This window comes from Serratia odorifera (genome assembly GCF_041448735.1).
In the GTDB taxonomy this organism is placed as follows: Bacteria; Pseudomonadota; Gammaproteobacteria; order Enterobacterales; family Enterobacteriaceae; genus Serratia_F; species Serratia_F odorifera.
On record NZ_JBGMUT010000012.1, the window covers coordinates 59,949 to 79,879 of the forward strand.

Consider the following 19,931-nt stretch of genomic DNA (forward strand, 5'->3'; position numbering starts at 1 on the left):
ACGTTTACTGTATGATTTATGAAAAAATCATATCACGGGATTATTGATAACAATAAGTATTATTGATATAAGAATCATTCTCAATTGTTTCATAGCGAATCAGGGATCATGACCATTCAGTTTGCAACCGCGACGACCGATGTGGCTGCGCAATGTTTTCTCAACGCATTGATGCGTGAAACCCGGGACTGGCAAGTCATCCCGGCCGCTAACAGCCAACAACATCCGCAGTTACATATTCCCCTTACCACTCATAGCGCCATTCGCATTTCACTTCGCCATATTTCGCCCACCCAGCATCACCATTATCTTTTCCCGGCCTATCTGCATCAGCAGGACGACGGTCCGGGCGAAGCGCTGAGCGTGGAACGGCTGGTGACGCTGCTCTTGGCCAAGCCGACGGTCAAAGGTTCGCTGAATGATGAGGTGATCGCCCGCTTCCGCCAACGCGTGCTGGAAAGTCACGACAACACCCAACAGGCCATCGACAACCGCCTTGACTGGCCGACGCTGCGTGATAAGCCGATGAATTTCGCCCAGGCGGAACAGGGATTGCTGGTCGGTCATGCCTTCCACCCGGCACCAAAATCTCACGAGCCGTTTGATCATCAGCAAGCGCGTCGTTATCTGCCGGACTTCGGCGCGCGTTTCCCGCTGCGCTGGTTCGCGGTGAACAAGCGTTTTGTCTGTGGTGACAGCCTGGGGTTGACGTTGCAACAGCGCCTGCAGCGTTTCGCCGCCGAAAGCGCTCCGCAGCTGTTGGCGCATTTCACCGATGACGTCTGGCTGCTGCCGATGCACCCGTGGCAGGCCGAACATTTGCTGGCGCAGGACTGGTGTCGCGAACTGCTGACGCAAAACGCGTTGCGCGACCTGGGCGAAGCCGGCGAGCGCTGGTTGCCGACCAGTTCCTCACGCTCGCTGTACAGCGAAAGCAACCGCGACATGATCAAGTTTTCACTCAGCGTGCGTCTGACCAATTCGGTGCGTACCCTGTCGGTAAAAGAAGTGAAACGCGGTATGCGGCTGGCGCGGCTGGCGCAAACCGAGCGCTGGCAAGCGTTGCAGGCGCGCTACCCGACAATGCGCGTGATGCAGGAAGACGGCTGGGCCGGCCTGTGCGACCTCAACGGCGACGTTCAGGAAGAGAGCCTGATGGCGCTGCGCGTCAACCTGCTGTTCGACCAGCCGCAAACGCAAACCAACGTTCTGGTGACGCTGACCCAGGCCGCGCCGGATGGCGGCGACAGTCTGCTGGCCGCTGCGGTACGCCGCCTGGCGGCGCGTTTACGGTTGCCGTTGCAACAGGCAGCCCGCTGCTGGCTGGATGCCTATTGCGACCACGTACTGCTGCCGCTGTTTAGCACCGAAGCCGATTACGGCCTGGTACTGCTGGCGCACCAGCAAAACATTCTGGTGGAGATGCAGCAGGATCTGCCGGTCGGCATGCTGTATCGCGACTGCCAGGGCAGCGGCTTTACCGCCGACGCGACGCCATGGCTGGCAGAGATTGGCGAAGCCGAGGCGGAAAACCGCTTCAGCGAACAGCAATTGCTGCGCTATTTCCCGTATTACCTGCTGGTCAACTCCACGCTGGCGGTTACCGCTGCGTTGGCTGCTGCCGGTTTCGACGACGAACAGAACCTGATGCTGCGCGTACGCGACGCGCTGAGCCGTCTGCGTGCCAGCGCACGCAACACGCGCTGTCTGGATTACGTGCTCGACAGCAGCCATTGGAACTGCAAAGGCAACTTCTTCTGCTACCTGCACGATCACAATGAGAACACCATCGTCGATCCGGCGGTGATTTATTTCGATTTCGTCAACCCGCTGCGCTCGGGAGAAACCGCATGATGCCAATTGCCAAACTGGTGCACGCTCTCGGCGGCTTTCGCTGTGAACAGCTGGACACCCACCTGCCACTCAGCCTCGGGCTGGACGGCAGTGCCGTATTGCATCCGCCGGCGAGCCCATTGCCGGCCGGCTGGCTGGTACAGGCGCTGGATCAACTGCTGGTTGCCGCACCCACCCTCAGCGGCGTGACGCTGCCGTATGCCGAATGGCGCGAAGAGCCACAGGCGCAGGCGCTGTTTGCCCTGGCCAGCGGCGACTATCTGGCGCGCGAAACCTTTTATCAACTGCCGCTGTGGCTGACGGCGGAACGCAACCCGGCCAGCGGTCAGATGCAGTACGACGCCGAGCGCGCGCTGTGGTTCCCGCAACGCCCGGCGCGGCCACAGGGCGAGGTCTATCGCCGCTTCGATCCGCAAATCAAGCACACGCTGAGCTTCCGCCTGCCGGAGATCGAGCGCGACGCCGAGCAGTTCACCCGCTGGATGAACGCGCCGCGGGTTAACGCCTTCTGGGAAATGAGCGGCCCGCTGGAAACTCAGGTCGCCTATCTGCAGCGCCAGCTGGATTCCAGCTATTGCTATCCGCTGCTCGGCTGCTTTGACGATCGGCCCTTTGGCTATTTCGAAGTGTATTGGGCGCCGGAAGATCGCATCGGTCGCCATTATCGCTGGCAGCCGTTCGACCGCGGCCTGCATATGCTGGTGGGCGAAGAAAACTGGCGTGGCGCGCAGTACATCCGCAGTTGGCTACGCGGCTTGACGCATTACCTCTATCTGGACGAACCGCGCACCCAGCGCGTGGTGGCCGAACCGCGCGCCGACAACCAGCGCCTGTTCCGTCATTTGCCGGCCGCTGGCTACCAGACAATGAAAGAGTTCGATTTCCCGCACAAACGTTCGCGTCTGATCGTCAACCAACGCCATGCCTTCTTCCAGGAGGGCAACGTATGAACATCGCTGATTATGCCGACTGGCAGCGCGTCAACCGCCAGATGATCGCCAAGATCCTGGCGGAGCTGGAGTACGAACGCACGCTGCACGCGGAAACGCACCATGCCGGCTGGCGTATCGCCGTCGGCGACGCCGCCTATACCTTCAGCGCCCAACGCGGCATCTGGGGCTGGTTGCATATCGATCCGGCGTCGTTGGCCTGCGACAGCCAACCGCTGGCGGCGGACAGTATGCTGCGTCAGTTGGCGCAGGTGCTGGCAATGGACGATGCGCAGATCGCCGAGCACCTGGAAGATCTGTACGCCACGCTGCGTGGCGACATGCAACTGTTGGCGGCACGCCACGGTATGAATGCGCAGGATCTGATCGCGCTCGAACCCGATGCGCTGCAATGCCTGCTGGCCGGGCATCCGAAGTTTATCTTCAACAAGGGCCGACGCGGCTGGGGCCTGACGGCGTTGCAACAATATGCGCCGGAATATCAGGGTCAGTTCCGTCTGCATTGGGTGGCAGCGCAACGCGCTAGCTTCGTCTGGTGCGCCGATGAGCAGTATCCGCTGGAAAACCTGCTCAACAGCGCGATGGACCATGCCGAACGCCAGCGCTTCGATCGCCGCTGGCGCGAACTGAAGCTGAATGACGATTGGGTGCCGGTTCCGCTGCACCCGTGGCAGTGGCAACAGAAAATCGCCCTGCACTTTTTACCGCAGCTGGCCGCCGGTGAGTTGGTGGAACTGGGCGAGTTTGGGGACAACTATCTGGCACAACAGTCGCTGCGCACGCTGACCAACGTCAGCCGTCGCGTGTCGTTCGACATCAAACTGCCGTTGACCATTTATAACACCTCCTGCTACCGCGGCATTCCCGGCAAATACATCAGCGCCGGTCCGGCAGCTTCCCGCTGGTTGCAGCAGATCTTTGCCGAAGACCGCACGCTGCAGGCCAGCGGCGCACAGATCCTTGGCGAGCCGGCAGCCGGTTACATGACGCATCAAACCTATGCGGCGTTGAAACAGGCACCGTATCGCTATCAGGAAATGCTCGGCGTCATCTGGCGCGAAAACCCGTCCTGCTATTTAAAGGACGACGAACAGGCGATTCTGATGGCCACGCTGATGGAAACCGACAACCACGGACAGCCGCTGATTGCCGCCTATATCGCCCGCTCCGGTCTGAGCGCCGACGCCTGGCTGACGCAGATGTTCCAGGCGGTGGTGATCCCGATGTATCACCTGATGTGCCGTTACGGCGTGGCGCTGATCGCCCATGGCCAGAACATCACGCTGGTGATGAAGGATCATGTACCGCAGCGCGTGCTGTTGAAGGACTTCCAGGGCGATATGCGCCTGGTCGATCAGGCGTTTGCCGAGAGCGCCTCGCTACCGCAGGTAGTGAAGGACGTGACCGTGCGCCTGCCGGCCGATTACCTGATTCACGATTTGCAAACCGGGCATTTTGTTACCGTGCTGCGGTTTATTTCGCCGCTGATGGCGAGTTGCAACGTGAGCGAACAACAATTTTACCAACTGCTGGCGCAGGTGCTGCAACGCTATATGGCGCAGCACCCGGACATGGCAGAGCGTTTTGATCTTTTTAGTCTGTTTAAACCACAAATCATTCGTGTGGTGCTCAACCCGGTGAAACTCACCTATTCAGAGCACGATGGCGGCAGCCGCATGCTGCCCAACTATCTACAGGATCTGGATAACCCGCTTTATTTGGTCACCAAGGAGTTTGCCCAATGAATCAGCCTCTCGATTTCATCGGCATCGGTATCGGTCCTTTCAACCTCAGCATTGCCGCGCTTGGCAGCGAGGTCGACGGTTTTAACGCGCAGTTCTTCGAGCGTAAACCCCATTTTTCCTGGCACCCCGGCATGATGGTGCCGGATTGCCACATGCAGACCAGCTTCCTGAAGGATCTGGTCAGCGCAGTGTCACCAACCAATCCCTACAGTTTCCTTAACTACCTGGTCAAGCGGAAGAAATTCTACCGTTTTCTGACCACCGAGCAGCGTACGGTGTCGCGCGAAGAGTTCGCCGACTATCTGGACTGGGCGGCCAACGGCATGGCGTCGCTGGCGTTCAGTCAGGATATTCACCAGGTGGAATTTGACGATCGCCAACGGCTGTTTGCGGTGACCACCCAACGCGGCGTTTATCATGCCCGCCATGTATGTCTGGGCATCGGCAAGAAAATTCTGCTGCCGGAGTGCGTGACCGAGCAAAACGATCGTTGTTTCCACGCCAGCGAAATGGCGCTGCGCAATCCGGAGCTGGCCGGCAAACGCGTTACCGTGGTCGGCGGTGGGCAGAGCGGTGCCGATCTGTTCCTGAATATTTTCCGTGGCGAATGGGGACAGCCGAGCCAACTGAACTGGGTGTCGCGCCGCAATAACTACAATGCGCTCGACGAAGCGGCCTTCGCCAACGAATATTTCACCCCGGAATACGTAGAGAGCTTTTATACCCTGAACGACGGCGCCAAACAGCGCATGTTGAGCGAACAGAAGATGACCTCCGACGGTATTACCAGCGAATCACTGCTGGCGATTTACCGCGCCATGTATCACCGTTTCGAAGTGCTGCGCGAAACGCCGTGGGCACGCCTGTTGCCGAGCCGCTCACTGGCGGCGCTACACGCACAGGGCAACGGCTACCAGTTGGTGACGCATCACCATCTCGATCAGGGCAAGGAAACCTTCGACAGCGACGTGGTGATTTTTGCCACCGGCTATCAGCAGGATCGCCCGGCATTTCTGGCGCCGCTGGCGGAACGTCTGCACCTCACCGCCGACGACAACTACCGCGTATCGCCCGACTTTACCCTCGGCTGGGATGGCCCGGCAGAAAACTGCCTGTTCGCCGTCAATGCCGGCATGCACAGTCACGGCATCGCCGAACCGCAGCTCAGCCTGATGGCCTGGCGAGCAGCGCGGATCCTCAACCGGGCTTTAGGACGCGAGCAGTTCGATTTGGCGTCCACCCCGGCGGTAATTCAATGGCGTAGTCAACAGCCGGGCACCCCAACCCGCGCAGAACAGTCTATGCTAAATTACTCGGAAATCTGAGGCTTACCCTTTTTTGACGCACACCAACAACGGGAAATATTGGAAATAACGATGAAACGCAAACACCTCTGGGTATTGAACCCTTGCCTGCTGGCGATGCTCGCGCCGGCAGCCTGGGCAGAACAACAAAAAAATGAAGAACAACTGGTGGTTTCCGCCAGCCGCGCGCACCGTAGCGTCGCGGAAATGGCACAAACCACCTGGGTGATCGAGAGCCAGGAAATCGAGCAGCAGGTTCAGGGCGGAAAAGAGATCAAAGAGATCCTGGCGCAACTGATCCCCGGCATGGACGTCAGCAGTCAGGGCCGAACCAACTACGGCATGAACATGCGCGGCCGGTCGATGCTGGTGATGATCGACGGCGTACGCCAGAACTCATCGCGCACCGACAGCCGTCAGTTGGATTCGATCGACCCGTTCAATATCGATCGCATTGAGGTGATCTCCGGTTCAACCTCGCTGTACGGTGGCGGCAGCACCGGCGGCCTGATCAACATCGTGACCAAAAAAGGCCAGGAGGAAAAGCAGGTCGAACTGCAAATCGGCGGTAAAACCGGCTTCAACAGCCACAACGATCACGATGAAAACGTGTCGGCTGCGGTCAGCGGCGGCACCGAACACGCCTCCGGACGCCTGTCGGTGTCGTATCAGCGCTACGGCGGCTGGTACGATGGCAAAGGCAAGGAAGTGCTGATCGACAACACCCAGACCGGCCTGCAATATTCCGACCGCATCGACGTGATGGGCACCGGCACCATCAACATCGACGAGCATCAGCAGTTGCAGCTGACCACCCAGTATTACAAAAGCCAGTCCGACGGCGAGCACGGCCTGTACCTCGGCGAGAACTTCTCGGCGGTGACCGGCGCAGGCGAAGCGTCTAATAGCAGCGCGCTGAATTCTGACCGTATCCCCGGTACCGAACGCCATTTGATCAACCTGCAATACTCCAACACCGATTTCTGGGGACAGGATCTGGTGGCGCAGGTGTATTACCGTGACGAGTCGCTGACCTTCTACCCGTTCCCGACCTTGTCCAAGGGGCAGGTCACCAGCATCGGCGCCTCGCAGCAGAAAACCGATTTCTACGGCGGTAAACTGACGCTAAACAGCAAACCGATCGACAGCCTGACGCTGACCTACGGCGTCGATGCCGAGCATGAAAGCTTCAATGCCAACCAGCAGTTCTTCAATCTGGCCAAGGCGCAACAGTCCGGCGGCATGTATCTGGAAAACGCCTACAACGTCGGCCGCTATCCGAGCTACACCACCACCAACCTGGCGCCGTTCCTGCAGGCCAACTACGACATCAACCCGATCTTCACCCTGAGCGGCGGCGTGCGTTACCAGTACACCGAAAACAAGGTGGACGACTTTGTCGGTTATGCGCAGCAACAGGGTATCGCCAACGGCCTGGCCAACTCTGCCGACGCGGTACCAGGCGGCAAGACCAGCTATAACAATGCGCTGTTCAATGCCGGTTTGCTGGCGCACCTGACCGAACGCCAGCAGGCGTGGTTCAACTTCTCGCAGGGCTTCGAGATCCCGGACCTGGCGAAATATTACGGCTCCGGCAACTATAAGCTGGTGAACGGCCACTATCAGTTGCAAAACAGCGTTAACGTCAACGATTCCAAACTGGATGGCATCAAGGTCAACTCCTACGAGCTGGGCTGGCGCTATACCGGGGATAATCTGCGCACCCAGGTGGCCGCCTACTACTCGCTGTCAGACAAGACCATTTCGATCAACAAGACCGACATGACCATCAGCCTGGATTCCGACAAGCGTCGCATTTACGGCGTGGAAGGGGCGGTTGATTACTTCTTTGATGACAGCGAATGGAGCACCGGCGCCACCTTCAACCTGATAAAATCGCAGACCAAGGTCGATGGCAAATGGGAAAAACTGACCGTGGATACCGCCAGCCCGTCGAAAGCCACCGCCTATGTCAACTGGGCGCCGGGTGACTGGAATCTGCGAGTGCAGTCGCAGCAGACCTTCGATGTTTCCGATGCCGACGGCAATAAGCTCAACGGCTACAACACCGTCGATTTCCTCGGCAGCTACGCCCTGCCGGTGGGCAAGGTCAGCTTCAGCGTCGAAAACCTGCTGGACAAAAACTACACCACCGTATGGGGACAGCGTGCGCCAATCCTGTATAGCCCAACCTACGGCTCGTCCGAGCTGTACAGCTATAAAGGCCGTGGCCGTACCTTTGGCCTGAACTATTCGGTATTGTTCTGATCCCGAGATAGCCTGGGCGCCGCAGCTGGCGCCCTACGCGCAAAAAACCACCGGTTCAACGGTGGTTTTTTTTATTTCATCCTTGATAGGGGTGATGCGCCAGCCAGTGTTCGGCAATCTCCTGCCGGCGGCAAATCCACACGCGATCGTGCTGCTGGACATAGTCCAAAAAACGCTGCAAGGCGCGGAATTTGCCCGGTCGTCCCAGCAAGCGGCAGTGCATGCCGATCGACAACATCTTCGGCGCCAGCTCCCCTTCGGCATACAGCACGTCAAAGCTGTCCTTCAAATAGGTAAAGAACTGCTCGCCGGTGTTGAACCCCTGCGGCGAGGCAAAGCGCATGTCGTTGGCCTCCAGGGTATAGGGCACCACCAGATGCGGTTTTCTGTCGCCGTTGGCGCAGGTCACCTCGGTCCAGAACGGCAGATCGTCACCATAATAATCGCTGTCATACAGCATGCCGCCGTGCTCCACCAGCAGCCGACGGGTATTGGGACTGTCGCGGCCGGTATACCAGCCCAACGGCGCCTGCCCGAACAGATCGCGCAACACGCCGATCGCCTGTTGCAGGTGCTGCCGTTCAGTCGCCTCGTCCACGTTCTGATAGTGGATCCAGCGCCAGCCGTGGCTGACCACGTCGTAATCGGCATCCTTGATCGCCTGCACCACCGGCGGATTGCGCGCCAGCGCCATTGCTACACCAAAAACGGTCAGCGGCAGGCCGCGGCGCTGGAACTCCTGGTGAATACGCCAGAAACCGGCGCGCGAACCGTATTCGTACAGGGAGTCCATCGACATATGGCGCTCGGGATAGCTGGCCGCGCCGATAATGTCTGACAGAAACTGCTCGGAACCGGCGTCGCCATGCAGCACATGGCTTTCCGCGCCTTCTTCGTAGTTCAACACGAACTGCAGCGCAATACGCGCCTGCCCCGGCCAGTTGGCATGCGGGGGCTTGCCACCATAGCCGATAAGATCACGCGGATAATCATGGGTAAATTGATACTGGTTCATCGCACCATCCCTCAGTTAAATTCGCTGAAAACGCCGCTTAACGGCTTTGCCAGCGGAAAATCCAGATCGCCATGCTTGCTGGTTCGCAGGCCCAGGCCGTGCAGCGATTCGATCATTTTCACCGCCGCGCTAACGCCGTCGATCACCGGCATCGCCAGTTCGTGCGTCAGTTCCCGCGCCAGATCGGCCATACCGCCGCAGCCCAGCACGATAGCCCCGCTACCGTCCTGCCGTTTGGCAAGCAGGCATTGTTCGCGCACTTTTTGCTGCGCTACGCCGCTGCCGTCCTCCAGCGCCAGCACCGGCAAATCAATGGCGTGCAGCGCGGCACAGTGACGTTCAAAACCGTATTGGTGCAATAGATGGCGGGCGATAATCAGCGTGCGGGGCAACGTGGTGACGATGGAAAAACGCGTCGCCACCAGCGTGGCCATATGCATCGCCGCTTCGGCAATGCCGATCACCGGCGCGTCGGCCAGTTCACGTGCCGCCAACAGGCCGGGATCGCCAAAACAGGCGATAATATGGCCATCAACCCCGGTTTCTCGCCCCTGCTTTACCCGCTGCAATACGCCAATGGCGGCAATCGCCTCATCAAAGTGCCCTTCAATCGACGGCACCCCCTGCGGCGGGCAGACGGCGATGATTTCCGTACCGCGTGCAGCAACCGCGCGCGCCGCCGTGGCGATGGTTTCCGTCATCGCCTGGCTGGTATTGGGATTGATCAACTGAATTTTCATTGCGGCTCCTGCTGGCGCAGGCCGGCGAAGATATGCGCGAAGTCCGGCGTATCACCGTCATGGTGGTTAAAGCGCAGGTGGCCAACGATGTCGTCAAAATGCCGCGCCATCTGTGCCGCCAGCCCCGCCGTGTCGGCGTTGCGTAGCAGCACCAGCAGATCGTGGTGATCGTGGCAGCGGCAGCCCTGCTGCCATGGCGCGCCATAGGCGGCAATCACCAGCGATGAGCGCAGCGTCAGTTGCGACACCGTCTCCGTCAGCACCTGGTTACCGCTTATCGCCTGCAATTGCACGTGAAACGCGGCGGACAGGCGGATCGCTGCGGCGCCGTCACGATCGTCATGCGCTCGTTGTTCCTGGGCGACCAGGGTATCCAGCATCAGCAACTGTTCCGCGCGGCAGCGGCTCACCACCTGCGGCAAATTGGCACATTCCAGCAGCTTACGCGTCGCGAACACTTGGCGGGCTTCGTCTTCTCCCGGCGTGGTGACCTGTGCACCACGCTTGGGCAGTTGCGTTACCAGTTGCACTGCCGCAAGGCGCTGTAACACCCGACGAATGCCGGTGCGGCTCACGCCGAAGGTGTCCGCCAGCGCTTCTTCCGGCAATCTGCTACCGGGTAACAGGCGATGTTCAACGATCGCTTTCACCAGTTGGTTATAAATATGATCGTCGCGATCTTCAGTAAAGTAGGTGGCGTCGAGCCTGTCCCACGTGGCTTGGGTGCCAATCATCACGCTGCTCCGTATACCGTTAGATAACCAAATCGTATACAACAAAAACCATTCTTGTATACAAAAAAGATAAATCTGGCCTGAATCCTGCAAAAGCCCTGTCAGCAACATTGACCCAAATACGGTGAATACATCCGGGTGCCGTTCTAGACAGGAGCACGATTTATGCCAAACCCCAATGAAAACTACAGCCCGAAGCTGTGCAATGACGATCTGGCGCCAACGCGCAATCAGAACTGGAACTGGTACAACATTTTTTCTTTCTGGATGTCGGACGTGCACAGCATGGGCGGCTATGTGGTGGCGGCCAGCTTCTTTACCCTGGGGCTGGCCAGTTGGCAGGTGCTGATTTGTCTGTTGGCGGGTATTTGCATTGTCCAGCTGTGCGCCAATCTGGTAGCCAAACCCAGCCAGATGACCGGCGTGCCGTACGCGGTCGTCTGCCGCCAGGCGTTTGGCGTGTTCGGCGCCAATATTCCGGCGGTGATCCGAGGGTTGATCGCTTTCGCCTGGTATGGCATTCAAACCTATTTGGCGGCCAATGCGTTGATGCTGGTACTGCTGAAGTTCTTCCCGACGCTGATGCCACTGACGCAACCGCATTGGCTGGGGCTTTCCGCCATCGGCTGGATATGCTTTGGCATCATGTGGGTGTTGCAGGCCATGGTGTTCTGGCATGGCATGAACGCCATCAAACGCTTTATTGACGTTGCCGGGCCGGCAGTTTATGTGGTGATGCTGGCGTTGGCCGGCTGGATTGTGTACAAAACCGGGCTGGAAAACATCTCCTTTACCCTGGCCAGCAAAACGCTGAGCGCGCAGGAACAGGGCTGGCAGATGCTGACCGCCACCGCGTTGGTGGTGTCCTACTTCTCCGGCCCGTTGCTCAACTTCGGCGATTTTTCTCGCTACGGTAAAAGCATGCAGGAAATCCGCCGCGGCAACCGCTGGGGGCTGCCGTTCAACTTTCTGCTGTTTTCACTGGTCACGGTGGTGATCGTTTCCGGCACCCAATCGCTGTTCGGCCAGATGATTACCGATCCGATTGAAACCGTAACCCGCGTCGGCAACAGCGTGGCGGTGGCCATCGGCCTGCTGACGATGATTACCGCCACTATCGGCATCAATATCGTCGCCAACTTCGTGTCACCGGCGTTCGACTTTTCCAACTGCGCACCACAAAAGATCAGCTTCCGCACCGGCGGCATGATCGCCGCCGTCGGCTCGGTGCTGCTGACGCCGTGGAACCTGTTCCAGTCGCCGGAGCTGATCCATTACACCCTGGACGTGCTGGGCGCGTTTATCGGTCCATTGTTCGGCATCTTGGTGGCAGATTTTTACCTGATCAAGCGCGGCCAGATCCACGTCGACGATCTGTTCAACGCCACGCCGAATGGCCGCTACTGGTATCGCAGCGGCTTCAACCCGAAGGCCATTCTGGCGCTACTGCCGTCGGTGGCGGTTGGCCTGGTGATCAGTTTTACGCCCGAGCTGCACGCCGTGGCGAACTTCAGCTGGTTTATCGGCGTACTGCTTGGCGGCGGCTGTTACCGCTACTTTGCCCGTCATGAACATGCGGCCAACCATAGAGTGATGTTTGGCAAGGTGGAAATGAGCAAGGAGTAGAAACAACGAAGCCCTGAATCATTGCTGATTCAGGGCTTCTGAATGTTGGCGGAACGGACGGGGCTCGAACCCGCGACCCCCTGCGTGACAGGCAGGTATTCTAACCAACTGAACTACCGCTCCGCGCCGTTCCCTCTTGCGGGGGAACGAGGCGCATATTACGGACGGCGGCAGATTCCGTCAATGCCTTTTTCTTATAAAAATAACCGTTTGCGCAGATTTTCAGCGAATGTCGTCAGCGCGCATTTACTCCGTGTGCCAGCGAAATTGGCCTGCGGGTTATTCCGCGCGCCACAGGCAGTTACCGCCGCCCTTTTTCGCCACCAGATCCAGCCGTGATTCGTGTGCCACCACTTCGTCATCACTGGCGTAAATCACCTTCATCGACGTCGCCGGGCGTGCAATACGCTGGATATCCTGCGTGGAATCGCTCTGCTGGGTATCCCCTTCCATCTGAAATGCCATGGTGGTCTGCCCGCCGGTCATTGCCAGATAAACTTCGGCCAGGATCTCGGCATCGAGCAATGCGCCGTGCAAGGTTCGCTTGCTATTGTCGATCTCGTAGCGGCTACACAGCGCATCGAGGTTGTTGCGCTTGCCCGGGAACAGACGACGCGCCATCAACAGGCTGTCGGTAATGGCGCAGAAGGTTTCCGTCTTCGGAATGTCCTGCTGCAACATGCGGAATTCGTGATCCATAAAGCCGATATCGAACGCCGCGTTGTGGATGACCAACTCACCGCCGCGGATAAATTCGATAAATTCATCGGCTATCTGATCGAAGGTCGGCTTGTCCGCCAGGAATTCATCGCTGATGCCGTGAACGCCGTAAGCCTCAGGATCCACCAGCCGATCCGGCTTGACGTAAACGTGATAATGCCGACCGGTCAGGCGACGGTTGATCACTTCCACCGCACCGATTTCGATAATGCGGTGGCCTTCGTAATGAACCCCTAACTTGTTCATACCGGTAGTTTCGGTATCGAGTACGATCTGTCTGGTTGGTGTAGTGATCATATTGCAGTGCTCATAGCGCTCGTTTATGTCAGACTTGGCTTTTATAAAACTGATAGGAAGAGTCTACCAGAGATGCTCAAACAGGTAGAAATTTTCACCGATGGCTCCTGCCTTGGCAACCCCGGCCCCGGTGGTTACGGCGCAATCTTGCGCTATAAACAGGTTGAAAAAACCTTCAGCGCCGGTTACCGGCTCACTACCAATAACCGTATGGAGCTGATGGCGGCGATCGTGGCGCTGGAAGCGCTAACCGCGCCCTGTGAAGTGATCCTCAGCACCGATAGCCAGTATGTTCGCCAGGGTATCACCAGTTGGATCCACAACTGGAAGAAGCGCGGCTGGAAAACCGCCGACAAAAAACCGGTCAAAAACGTCGATCTGTGGCAGCGGCTGGATCTGGCGATTGCCCGCCACACTATTCGCTGGGAATGGGTCAAGGGGCATGCCGGACATCCGGAGAACGAACGCTGCGACGTGCTAGCTCGCGAAGCGGCCGGCAACCCCACGCAAGAAGACAGCGGCTATAAACCGGAAGCGTAATCCGCTGGCGCCAGCGTTACGGTAATTTGCGATAACTCTTGGTCGCGCCCACCGCGCGGCTGAGAGCCGGCTTGCGTGCGCCAAGTTTCATGGCCGTTGGAGTCAGTGGCACCGTGCGTTTACGTGCGACTATCATGCTCATGCAGCCCAGCGCTGGCAGGTGGGTACCTAAAAATACCCCTCCCTGCCGATGCCACGGCAGCACGTGAAAACGCGTTTGCTGCAACACTTCATAGTTCAATAGACTCAGCCAGTCCAACAGCCGCATCTGAGTAAACATGCGGCTGGCAAAAGGTTGACGCTGGCGAAGACCGGGGAGCAGTTTACCCAGCCCCAGCACGCTGAACGGATTAAAGGTACTGAGCACCAACCAACCGTCATCAATCAGAATGCGATCTACTTCGCGCAACATGCGATGCGGATCATCGGCATAGGACAAAGCCTGCGCCATCAGACAGGCATCGACCGACTTGTCGGCGAAGGGCAACCGATAAGGATCGGCTATAACCTGTAGGTGGTCACCGCTCAGACCAACGTTGACCTGGTGGGAAATGGCGCATTTATCAGTAGCCAATCCAGCGCTGAGATTACCCAGCTTTAATAGGTGAAAGCCGAACAGCTTCGGCCACCAGGGCTGCAGTTGACGCTCGAGCGCTGCGCGGTAATATTCCCCCCACGGCAGCGCCGCCCAGGATTGCGGGCTGGCAAGCTTTTGTAGAGTATGGGCTGGTTTCATGATTTATTATCTTCTTTCAAGCCGTTGCCAACGAGAGGTGTCCGATGAATCTTATCAGCATTCCTGCCTTGCAGGACAATTACATTTGGATATTGGATGACCAACAGGGACATTGCACCATTGTCGATCCGGGTGAAGCGCAACCGGTGCTGGACGCCCTGCGTAAACTGGAACTCACCCCCGATGCAATACTGCTGACCCACCATCATCACGACCACGTCGGCGGCGTGGCGCAAATTCTGGCGCAATACCCTGCACTGCCGGTATATGGCCCGCACGAGACCGCCAATAAGGGGGCGACCACCCTGGTAGAAGACGGTGACATCATTACCGTCAGCGGCAGAAAATACCGCGTAATAGCGGTTCCTGGACATACTCTGGGCCATGTCGCATTCTACAGTGCACCTTATTTGTTCTGCGGCGATACGCTTTTTTCCGCCGGTTGCGGCCGGCTGTTCGAGGGCACTGCCGAACAAATGTATTACTCGTTTCAACAACTCTCGCAACTTCCCGATAACACCATAATCTGTTGCGCGCACGAATATACTGTTTCAAATCTTAAGTTTGCGCGGGCTATTTTGCCGCAAGATCGACAGATCGAAACATATCAACAACAAGTCATGGCGTTAAGGGCAAAAAACCAACCCAGCGTGCCTACAACCCTGCAATTAGAGCGTGAAATTAACCTATTTTTACGTTGTCATGACACTGATTTACAAAAGAAATTAGGCTTTGATCGCCCCCCTGAGCATCTTCATTCGGTTTTTTCCGAATTACGCTTGCGCAAGGACAGCTTCTGAAGCTTTTGGTTGTGTTATTTGCCTAAGCGAAGTATTATCGCTCGTCTTTTAAGCAACTATATTGACACACACATGAAGGCTAAAGCGATATTACTCGCCTCAGTCTTGCTTGTAGGGTGCCAGTCGTCCAGGCAGGACGCACCAGCTCCAGAACAGCATGCACAGAGTTTGTCTTCGGCAAGTCAAGAAGGTGAAGCAGGAGAGTACACAGCGAAAGGTCGAGCGAGCTCGGCGCGGTGGTTGGATAAAAACAGCGGTACCGCGCAGCAACAGGACCTGTGGAACTTCATTAGCGACGAGCTGAAGATGGAGGTTCCGGAAAACTCCCGGATCCGTGAACAAAAAAGAAAGTACTTAAAAAGTAAGAGCTATCTCCACGATGTAACATTACGGGCAGAGCCGTACATGTACTGGATAGTCGAGCAGATCAAGAAACGCGATATGCCGATGGAACTGGTACTGCTACCCATAGTGGAGAGCGCTTTTGACCCTCACGCCACGTCAAGTGCCAACGCCGCAGGGCTATGGCAGATCGTGCCGCAAACGGGTCGCAATTATGGTTTGAAAAACAACCAGTGGTATGACGGGCGCCGCGATGTGGTCGCTTCGACAACTGCTGCGCTGGATATGATGCAGTACCTGAACCGCATGTTCAACGGCGACTGGTTATTGACCGTCGCTGCCTATAACAGTGGTGAAGGCCGTGTCATGAAAGCGGTGAAGGCGAATAAACGCCAGGGTAAGCCAACCAATTTCTGGGCATTGTCGCTTCCGCGTGAAACGTCAATCTATGTTCCGAAAATGTTGGCACTGAGCGATATCATCAAGCACAGCAAGAAGTACGGCGTTCGTTTGCCAAAAACGGATGAAACCCGTGCGCTGGCGCGTGTTGACGTCGGTCAGCAAATACAGCTCACTCAGGCGGCTGAGATGGCTGGGCTTTCATTGACCAAGATGAAGGCATTTAACCCTGGCTACAAAAAAGGCGTTACCGCGCCAAACGGGCCCCATTACATTATGGTTCCCCAGGGCCGAGCCGATCGGCTGAAGGATTCACTGGCCGATGGCCAGATCGCGGTGACCGAGCCAAGCACCCAGTTGGCAAAAAACAGCGGGTTGACAGGCGGCAGTACCTATAAAGTGCGCTCCGGCGACACCTTGTCCGGTATCGCCAAGCGGTTGAATATACGTACCAGCGATTTGCAGAGTTGGAACAACTTACGTGCCAGGAGCACCCTCAAAGTTGGGCAAACCCTGCAAGTGGCCAGCAATAGCGGCAATAACAACAGCAGCATCACCTACCGCGTACGCAAAGGTGATTCACTGGCCAGCATTGCACGTCGTCACGGCGTCGAGATCAATGACGTGATGCGTTGGAACTCAACCCTGGCCAGCAAGAGCAGCAACTTGCAACCCGGCTTGAAATTGACGTTGTTTGTCGACAACAGTTCGACACCTGACACCTAAATTTCCGGCATAAAAAAGCACCCTGCAACGGGTGCTTTTTTTTTTGCCTGGCAATCACCAATGCGGTTTGGCGCTGTCGGGGTGAAACTCCACCAACAGCGGGTTATGATCCGAGGCCTGGGTTACCAAGACCGAGGCTTCCACCACCCCAAGATTACGGTAAAACACGAAATCCAGCGGCCGGCCAAATGCCTTGCGCCGATGATCGTCGGTAAAATTCACCTCGCGTAGCGCCATATCGCTGGCGAACTGGTACAGCGCATTGATGCGTTTACGGCTCCAGGCATTGAAATCCCCCGCCATGATCACCGGCCCGTGGTGGTTGGCGATCTGCTCGCCAATCGGTCCCAGCTGTTTGCTATACACGTCCACCCCGAGGCTGAAGTTGACCGCATGGATATTCACCACCATCAACAGCTGGCCGTTATACAGCGGATAAACGGTGATTAACGCCGATTTGGCCAACCGCAGCAGTGGCTCCCGTTCCCGTAACGGGCAACAGTAAACCGGGTGCGCCGCCGCCAGCGTCATGACACCAGAGGGATGCTGTGGCAAGACGAAAGCCGGCACCTGATCGGCCGCCAGATAATGGGTAGTGGCAAAGCTTACCAGTTCCGGCGTGGTTTGCGCCTCTTGCAACAACACCAGCTGCGCGTCTTTACCAAAGCTTTTCAGCACCGACAGCCAATCGGCCCGTTGCTGCTTGAATATATTCCATACCATCACCCGCAGCGCTCCCGCGGTAGGCAACGCAGCCCCCGGGGGTAACGGTTGGTCGACGGCGCCAGGGAAAATTCGCTCAACTGGCTGGCCTGCAACATACCTCATTGCATAAGTTCGTTTCGGCACGCTATTCGCCTATTTCCCATTGGATAAAATGGCGGAGTCATTCCCGCCAACAATGCATTGATTATACGCCTGCCTGCGCTCGGCGTTAGGTTTTCCGGGGCATAGCCCTAACAGTTATAGGGGCGCTGAGTGGGGAATTCAATCGGTACTGGGTATATGAATGTAAAGGTTAGCGGGAAAAGGACAGAAATGCGAAAAGGCCCGCAAATGCGGGCCTGAGGGGAATGGTTCGCTGCAATTACGCGCTTTGTAACCGGCGTTTTCGATCCAGCCAGCCGCTTAAAATAATCAGCATCAGCGCAAGAAGAACGAGTGGCATGAGAATACTCCAAATGGCATTCAAGTTGATGACGCAATTATCGACCTATGCTTAAATGCTAAAAATGTACAAAGTTTCAAATAAATTTTGCCGGTGGAGCAACAATGAAAGCGAACTCGGATGAGCTGATTACCTTTGTGACGGTGGTAGAAAGCGGAAGCTTCAGCCGCGCGGCAGAACGTCTGGAACAGGCAAATTCCGTGGTCAGCCGAACGGTAAAAAAACTGGAGAACAAGCTTGGCGTAACGCTGCTGAACCGCACTACCCGTCAAATCAGCCTGACGCAGGAAGGGGAAAACTACTTCCGCCAGGTGCAGAAAGTGTTGAATGACATGGCAGCAGCAGAAAACGCCCTGATGGAAAGCCGCCAACGGCCGCAGGGTTTGCTGCGCGTGGATGCCGCCACGCCGTTTGTGTTGCACGTACTGGCACCGATGGCGGCGGAGTTTCGCGCGCTGTATCCGGAAATGTCGCTGTCGCTGGTATCCTCCGAAACCTTTATCAATCTGATAGAACGCAAAGTGGATATCGCCATTCGTATCGGCGAACTGACCGACTCCAGTCTGAAGGCCCGCAAGCTGATGACCAGCTATCGTCAGGTGCTGGCCTCACCGGCCTATTTACGGCAATACGGTACACCGCAAACGGTGGAGGAATTGGCGCAGCATTGCTGCATTGGCTTCAACGATCTGCCGGCATTGAATCGCTGGCCATTGGCCTGCGCCGACGGTCGCCAATGGGAAGCCACCCCGGCGCTGACCAGCAATAGCGGGGAGACACACCGCCACCTGTGTCTGCACGGCAACGGTATCGCCTGTTTGTCGGATTTCATGATCGGTGAGGATGTTAAACGCGGCGATCTGGTGCCGATACTGCAACAACACACGCTGCCGCTGGCGATGCCGATTAACGCGGTATATTACAGCGACAGTGCGGTCAGTAACCGCCTGCGCAGCTTTATCGATTTTGTCAGCGAACGGCTTGCCAGCGCGAACGCCTGATGTGCAGGCCGGCAATCGCCTGCCTGCGGCGGTTAAACTCAATCCCAGTGCGGCGCCAGACCGTCCGGGCTGACCAGACGTCCATTACACTCCAGTGCGGCGATCTGCGCCATATCCTGCTCGTTCAACGTCAATTGCTGCGCCAGCAGGTTGCTGGCCAGATTGTCACGCTTGGTGGAGGATGGGATCACCGCGTAACCCAGTTGCATCGCCCAGGCCAGAATCACCTGGGCCGTCGTGGCGTTGTAGCGCTCGGCAATCGCCTTGATGGTCTCATCCTGCAGCGCCCTGCCGTATGCCAGCGTCATATATGACGTGATGGCGATACCGTGCTGCCGCGCGAACGCTGCCACCTGGCGATTTTGCAAATACGGCGACAGCTCGATCTGGGTAGTGGCGATCGCCTCGGCGCCAACCGCATCAATGGCTTGTTGCATCAGATCGAGGGTGAAGTTGGAAATGCCAATCTGCCGCGTCAGGCCAGCCTGCTTGGCCTGCAATAACTCCGCCATAAACTCGGCGACCGGCACCTGGTCATTCGGCGAAGGCCAGTGAATCAACGTCAGATCGACATAATCGGTTTGCAGCTTGCTCAGGCTCTCTTGCAGGCTGGGGATCAGCCGACCTTTTGCCAAATTGGCCACCCAAATCTTGGTAGTGATAAACAGCGCTTCGCGTGCCACCCCGCTTTCGGCGATCGCCTCGCCCACCGCCGCTTCGTTTTCATAAATCTGTGCGGTATCAATCGCGCGATAACCCAGCTCAAGCGCGTGACGCACCGACGCCTTCACCACCTTATCTTGCAGACGGAAAGTCCCTAAACCAAATTGTGGAATGCTCATGATTTTCTCTCAATGGGTTGGATTTAATTCATTGAGAGGAGTATGACAGCGCCGTTGTTGAGCAAAAATGTCAGGTTTCGCATAACACTTTTGAGTAACGGGCAATAATGGCCGGAGCAAGCCC

At 57.2% G+C, this 19,931-nt stretch carries 17 protein-coding genes and 1 tRNA gene; 10 read left to right on the forward strand and 8 right to left on the reverse strand.

Annotation, left to right across the window (positions count from 1 at the left end; genetic code table 11):
- Positions 1–108: 108 nt before the first annotated feature.
- The 5 genes from ACCC84_RS20720 to ACCC84_RS20740 are packed head-to-tail and all read left to right on the forward strand — an operon-like array spanning position 109 to position 8,121.
- A complete protein-coding gene (locus ACCC84_RS20720) occupies positions 109–1,854 on the forward strand; it encodes an IucA/IucC family protein (protein ID WP_004955021.1) in 1,746 nt (581 codons plus the stop codon).
- On the forward strand, positions 1,851–2,804 hold the full coding sequence (locus ACCC84_RS20725; protein WP_004955025.1) for a GNAT family N-acetyltransferase: 954 nt from the start codon (positions 1,851–1,853) through the stop codon (positions 2,802–2,804). Before ACCC84_RS20720 ends, ACCC84_RS20725 begins: the two co-directional genes overlap by 4 nt.
- Positions 2,801–4,549 (forward strand): aerobactin synthase IucC, encoded by a 1,749-nt coding sequence (iucC, locus tag ACCC84_RS20730; RefSeq protein ID WP_371902224.1) that lies wholly within the window; start codon positions 2,801–2,803, stop codon positions 4,547–4,549. Before ACCC84_RS20725 ends, iucC begins: the two co-directional genes overlap by 4 nt.
- Positions 4,546–5,874: a lysine N(6)-hydroxylase/L-ornithine N(5)-oxygenase family protein gene (locus tag ACCC84_RS20735; RefSeq protein ID WP_004955040.1), complete on the forward strand. Its 1,329-nt coding sequence runs from the start codon at positions 4,546–4,548 to the stop codon at positions 5,872–5,874. The genes iucC and ACCC84_RS20735 overlap by 4 nt, the downstream gene beginning before the upstream one ends.
- Before the next feature lie 51 nt (positions 5,875–5,925).
- Entirely contained in the window at positions 5,926–8,121 is a 2,196-nt protein-coding gene (locus ACCC84_RS20740) for a TonB-dependent siderophore receptor (protein ID WP_004955043.1), read from the forward strand.
- Positions 8,122–8,197: 76 nt separating this feature from the next.
- Here ACCC84_RS20740 and puuE read toward each other — a convergent pair whose 3' ends face one another.
- Genes puuE through ACCC84_RS20755 form a run of 3 tightly spaced genes read right to left on the reverse strand, consistent with a single transcriptional unit; the run spans position 8,198 to position 10,610 of the window.
- Positions 8,198–9,136 (reverse strand): allantoinase PuuE, encoded by a 939-nt coding sequence (puuE, locus tag ACCC84_RS20745; RefSeq protein WP_004955044.1) that lies wholly within the window; start codon positions 9,134–9,136, stop codon positions 8,198–8,200.
- A gap of 11 nt (positions 9,137–9,147) precedes the next feature.
- Positions 9,148–9,876: an allantoin racemase gene (hpxA, locus tag ACCC84_RS20750; RefSeq protein ID WP_004955045.1), complete on the reverse strand. Its 729-nt coding sequence runs from the start codon at positions 9,874–9,876 to the stop codon at positions 9,148–9,150.
- Positions 9,873–10,610, reverse strand: coding sequence for a GntR family transcriptional regulator (locus ACCC84_RS20755; RefSeq protein WP_039991099.1), 738 nt, complete (start codon positions 10,608–10,610; stop codon positions 9,873–9,875). The genes hpxA and ACCC84_RS20755 overlap by 4 nt, the downstream gene beginning before the upstream one ends.
- A gap of 165 nt (positions 10,611–10,775) precedes the next feature.
- Here ACCC84_RS20755 and ACCC84_RS20760 point away from each other — a divergent pair, with 165 nt between their 5' ends.
- Positions 10,776–12,236 carry an NCS1 family nucleobase:cation symporter-1 gene (locus ACCC84_RS20760; protein WP_004955047.1) on the forward strand — a complete coding sequence of 487 codons (1,461 nt, stop codon included), beginning with the start codon at positions 10,776–10,778 and terminating at the stop codon, positions 12,234–12,236.
- Positions 12,237–12,282: 46 nt separating this feature from the next.
- On the opposite strand, the gene ACCC84_RS20765 is transcribed toward ACCC84_RS20760, so the two are convergent.
- Both ACCC84_RS20765 and dnaQ read right to left on the reverse strand, forming a co-directional pair.
- Positions 12,283–12,359: transfer RNA gene (locus tag ACCC84_RS20765), tRNA-Asp, on the reverse strand.
- A gap of 156 nt (positions 12,360–12,515) precedes the next feature.
- The gene (dnaQ, locus tag ACCC84_RS20770) at positions 12,516–13,253 is read right to left on the reverse strand and encodes a DNA polymerase III subunit epsilon (protein WP_004955050.1); all 738 of its coding nucleotides are present in this window, start codon (positions 13,251–13,253) and stop codon (positions 12,516–12,518) included.
- Positions 13,254–13,325: 72 nt separating this feature from the next.
- Between dnaQ and rnhA the strand changes: the two genes are divergently transcribed.
- On the forward strand, positions 13,326–13,793 hold the full coding sequence (gene rnhA, locus ACCC84_RS20775) for a ribonuclease HI (RefSeq protein WP_039991101.1): 468 nt from the start codon (positions 13,326–13,328) through the stop codon (positions 13,791–13,793).
- 16 nt (positions 13,794–13,809) lie between these two features.
- Here rnhA and ACCC84_RS20780 read toward each other — a convergent pair whose 3' ends face one another.
- The gene (locus ACCC84_RS20780) at positions 13,810–14,529 is read right to left on the reverse strand and encodes a class I SAM-dependent methyltransferase (protein WP_004955053.1); all 720 of its coding nucleotides are present in this window, start codon (positions 14,527–14,529) and stop codon (positions 13,810–13,812) included.
- Between the two features lie 44 nt (positions 14,530–14,573).
- On the opposite strand from ACCC84_RS20780, the gene gloB reads away from it, so the two are divergent.
- Both gloB and mltD read left to right on the forward strand, forming a co-directional pair.
- Positions 14,574–15,329 (forward strand): hydroxyacylglutathione hydrolase, encoded by a 756-nt coding sequence (gloB, locus tag ACCC84_RS20785; RefSeq protein WP_198773422.1) that lies wholly within the window; start codon positions 14,574–14,576, stop codon positions 15,327–15,329.
- A gap of 72 nt (positions 15,330–15,401) precedes the next feature.
- Positions 15,402–16,796, forward strand: coding sequence for a murein transglycosylase D (gene mltD / locus ACCC84_RS20790; protein WP_004955058.1), 1,395 nt, complete (start codon positions 15,402–15,404; stop codon positions 16,794–16,796).
- A gap of 54 nt (positions 16,797–16,850) precedes the next feature.
- Here mltD and ACCC84_RS20795 read toward each other — a convergent pair whose 3' ends face one another.
- Positions 16,851–17,645, reverse strand: coding sequence for an endonuclease/exonuclease/phosphatase family protein (locus tag ACCC84_RS20795; protein ID WP_071586626.1), 795 nt, complete (start codon positions 17,643–17,645; stop codon positions 16,851–16,853).
- A gap of 423 nt (positions 17,646–18,068) precedes the next feature.
- Between ACCC84_RS20795 and yafC the strand changes: the two genes are divergently transcribed.
- Entirely contained in the window at positions 18,069–18,965 is an 897-nt protein-coding gene (gene yafC, locus ACCC84_RS20800) for a DNA-binding transcriptional regulator YafC (RefSeq protein WP_004955065.1), read from the forward strand.
- Positions 18,966–19,003: 38 nt separating this feature from the next.
- On the opposite strand, the gene dkgB is transcribed toward yafC, so the two are convergent.
- A complete protein-coding gene (gene dkgB / locus ACCC84_RS20805) occupies positions 19,004–19,807 on the reverse strand; it encodes a 2,5-didehydrogluconate reductase DkgB (protein ID WP_371902225.1) in 804 nt (267 codons plus the stop codon).
- Between the last annotated feature and the right edge of the window lie 124 nt (positions 19,808–19,931).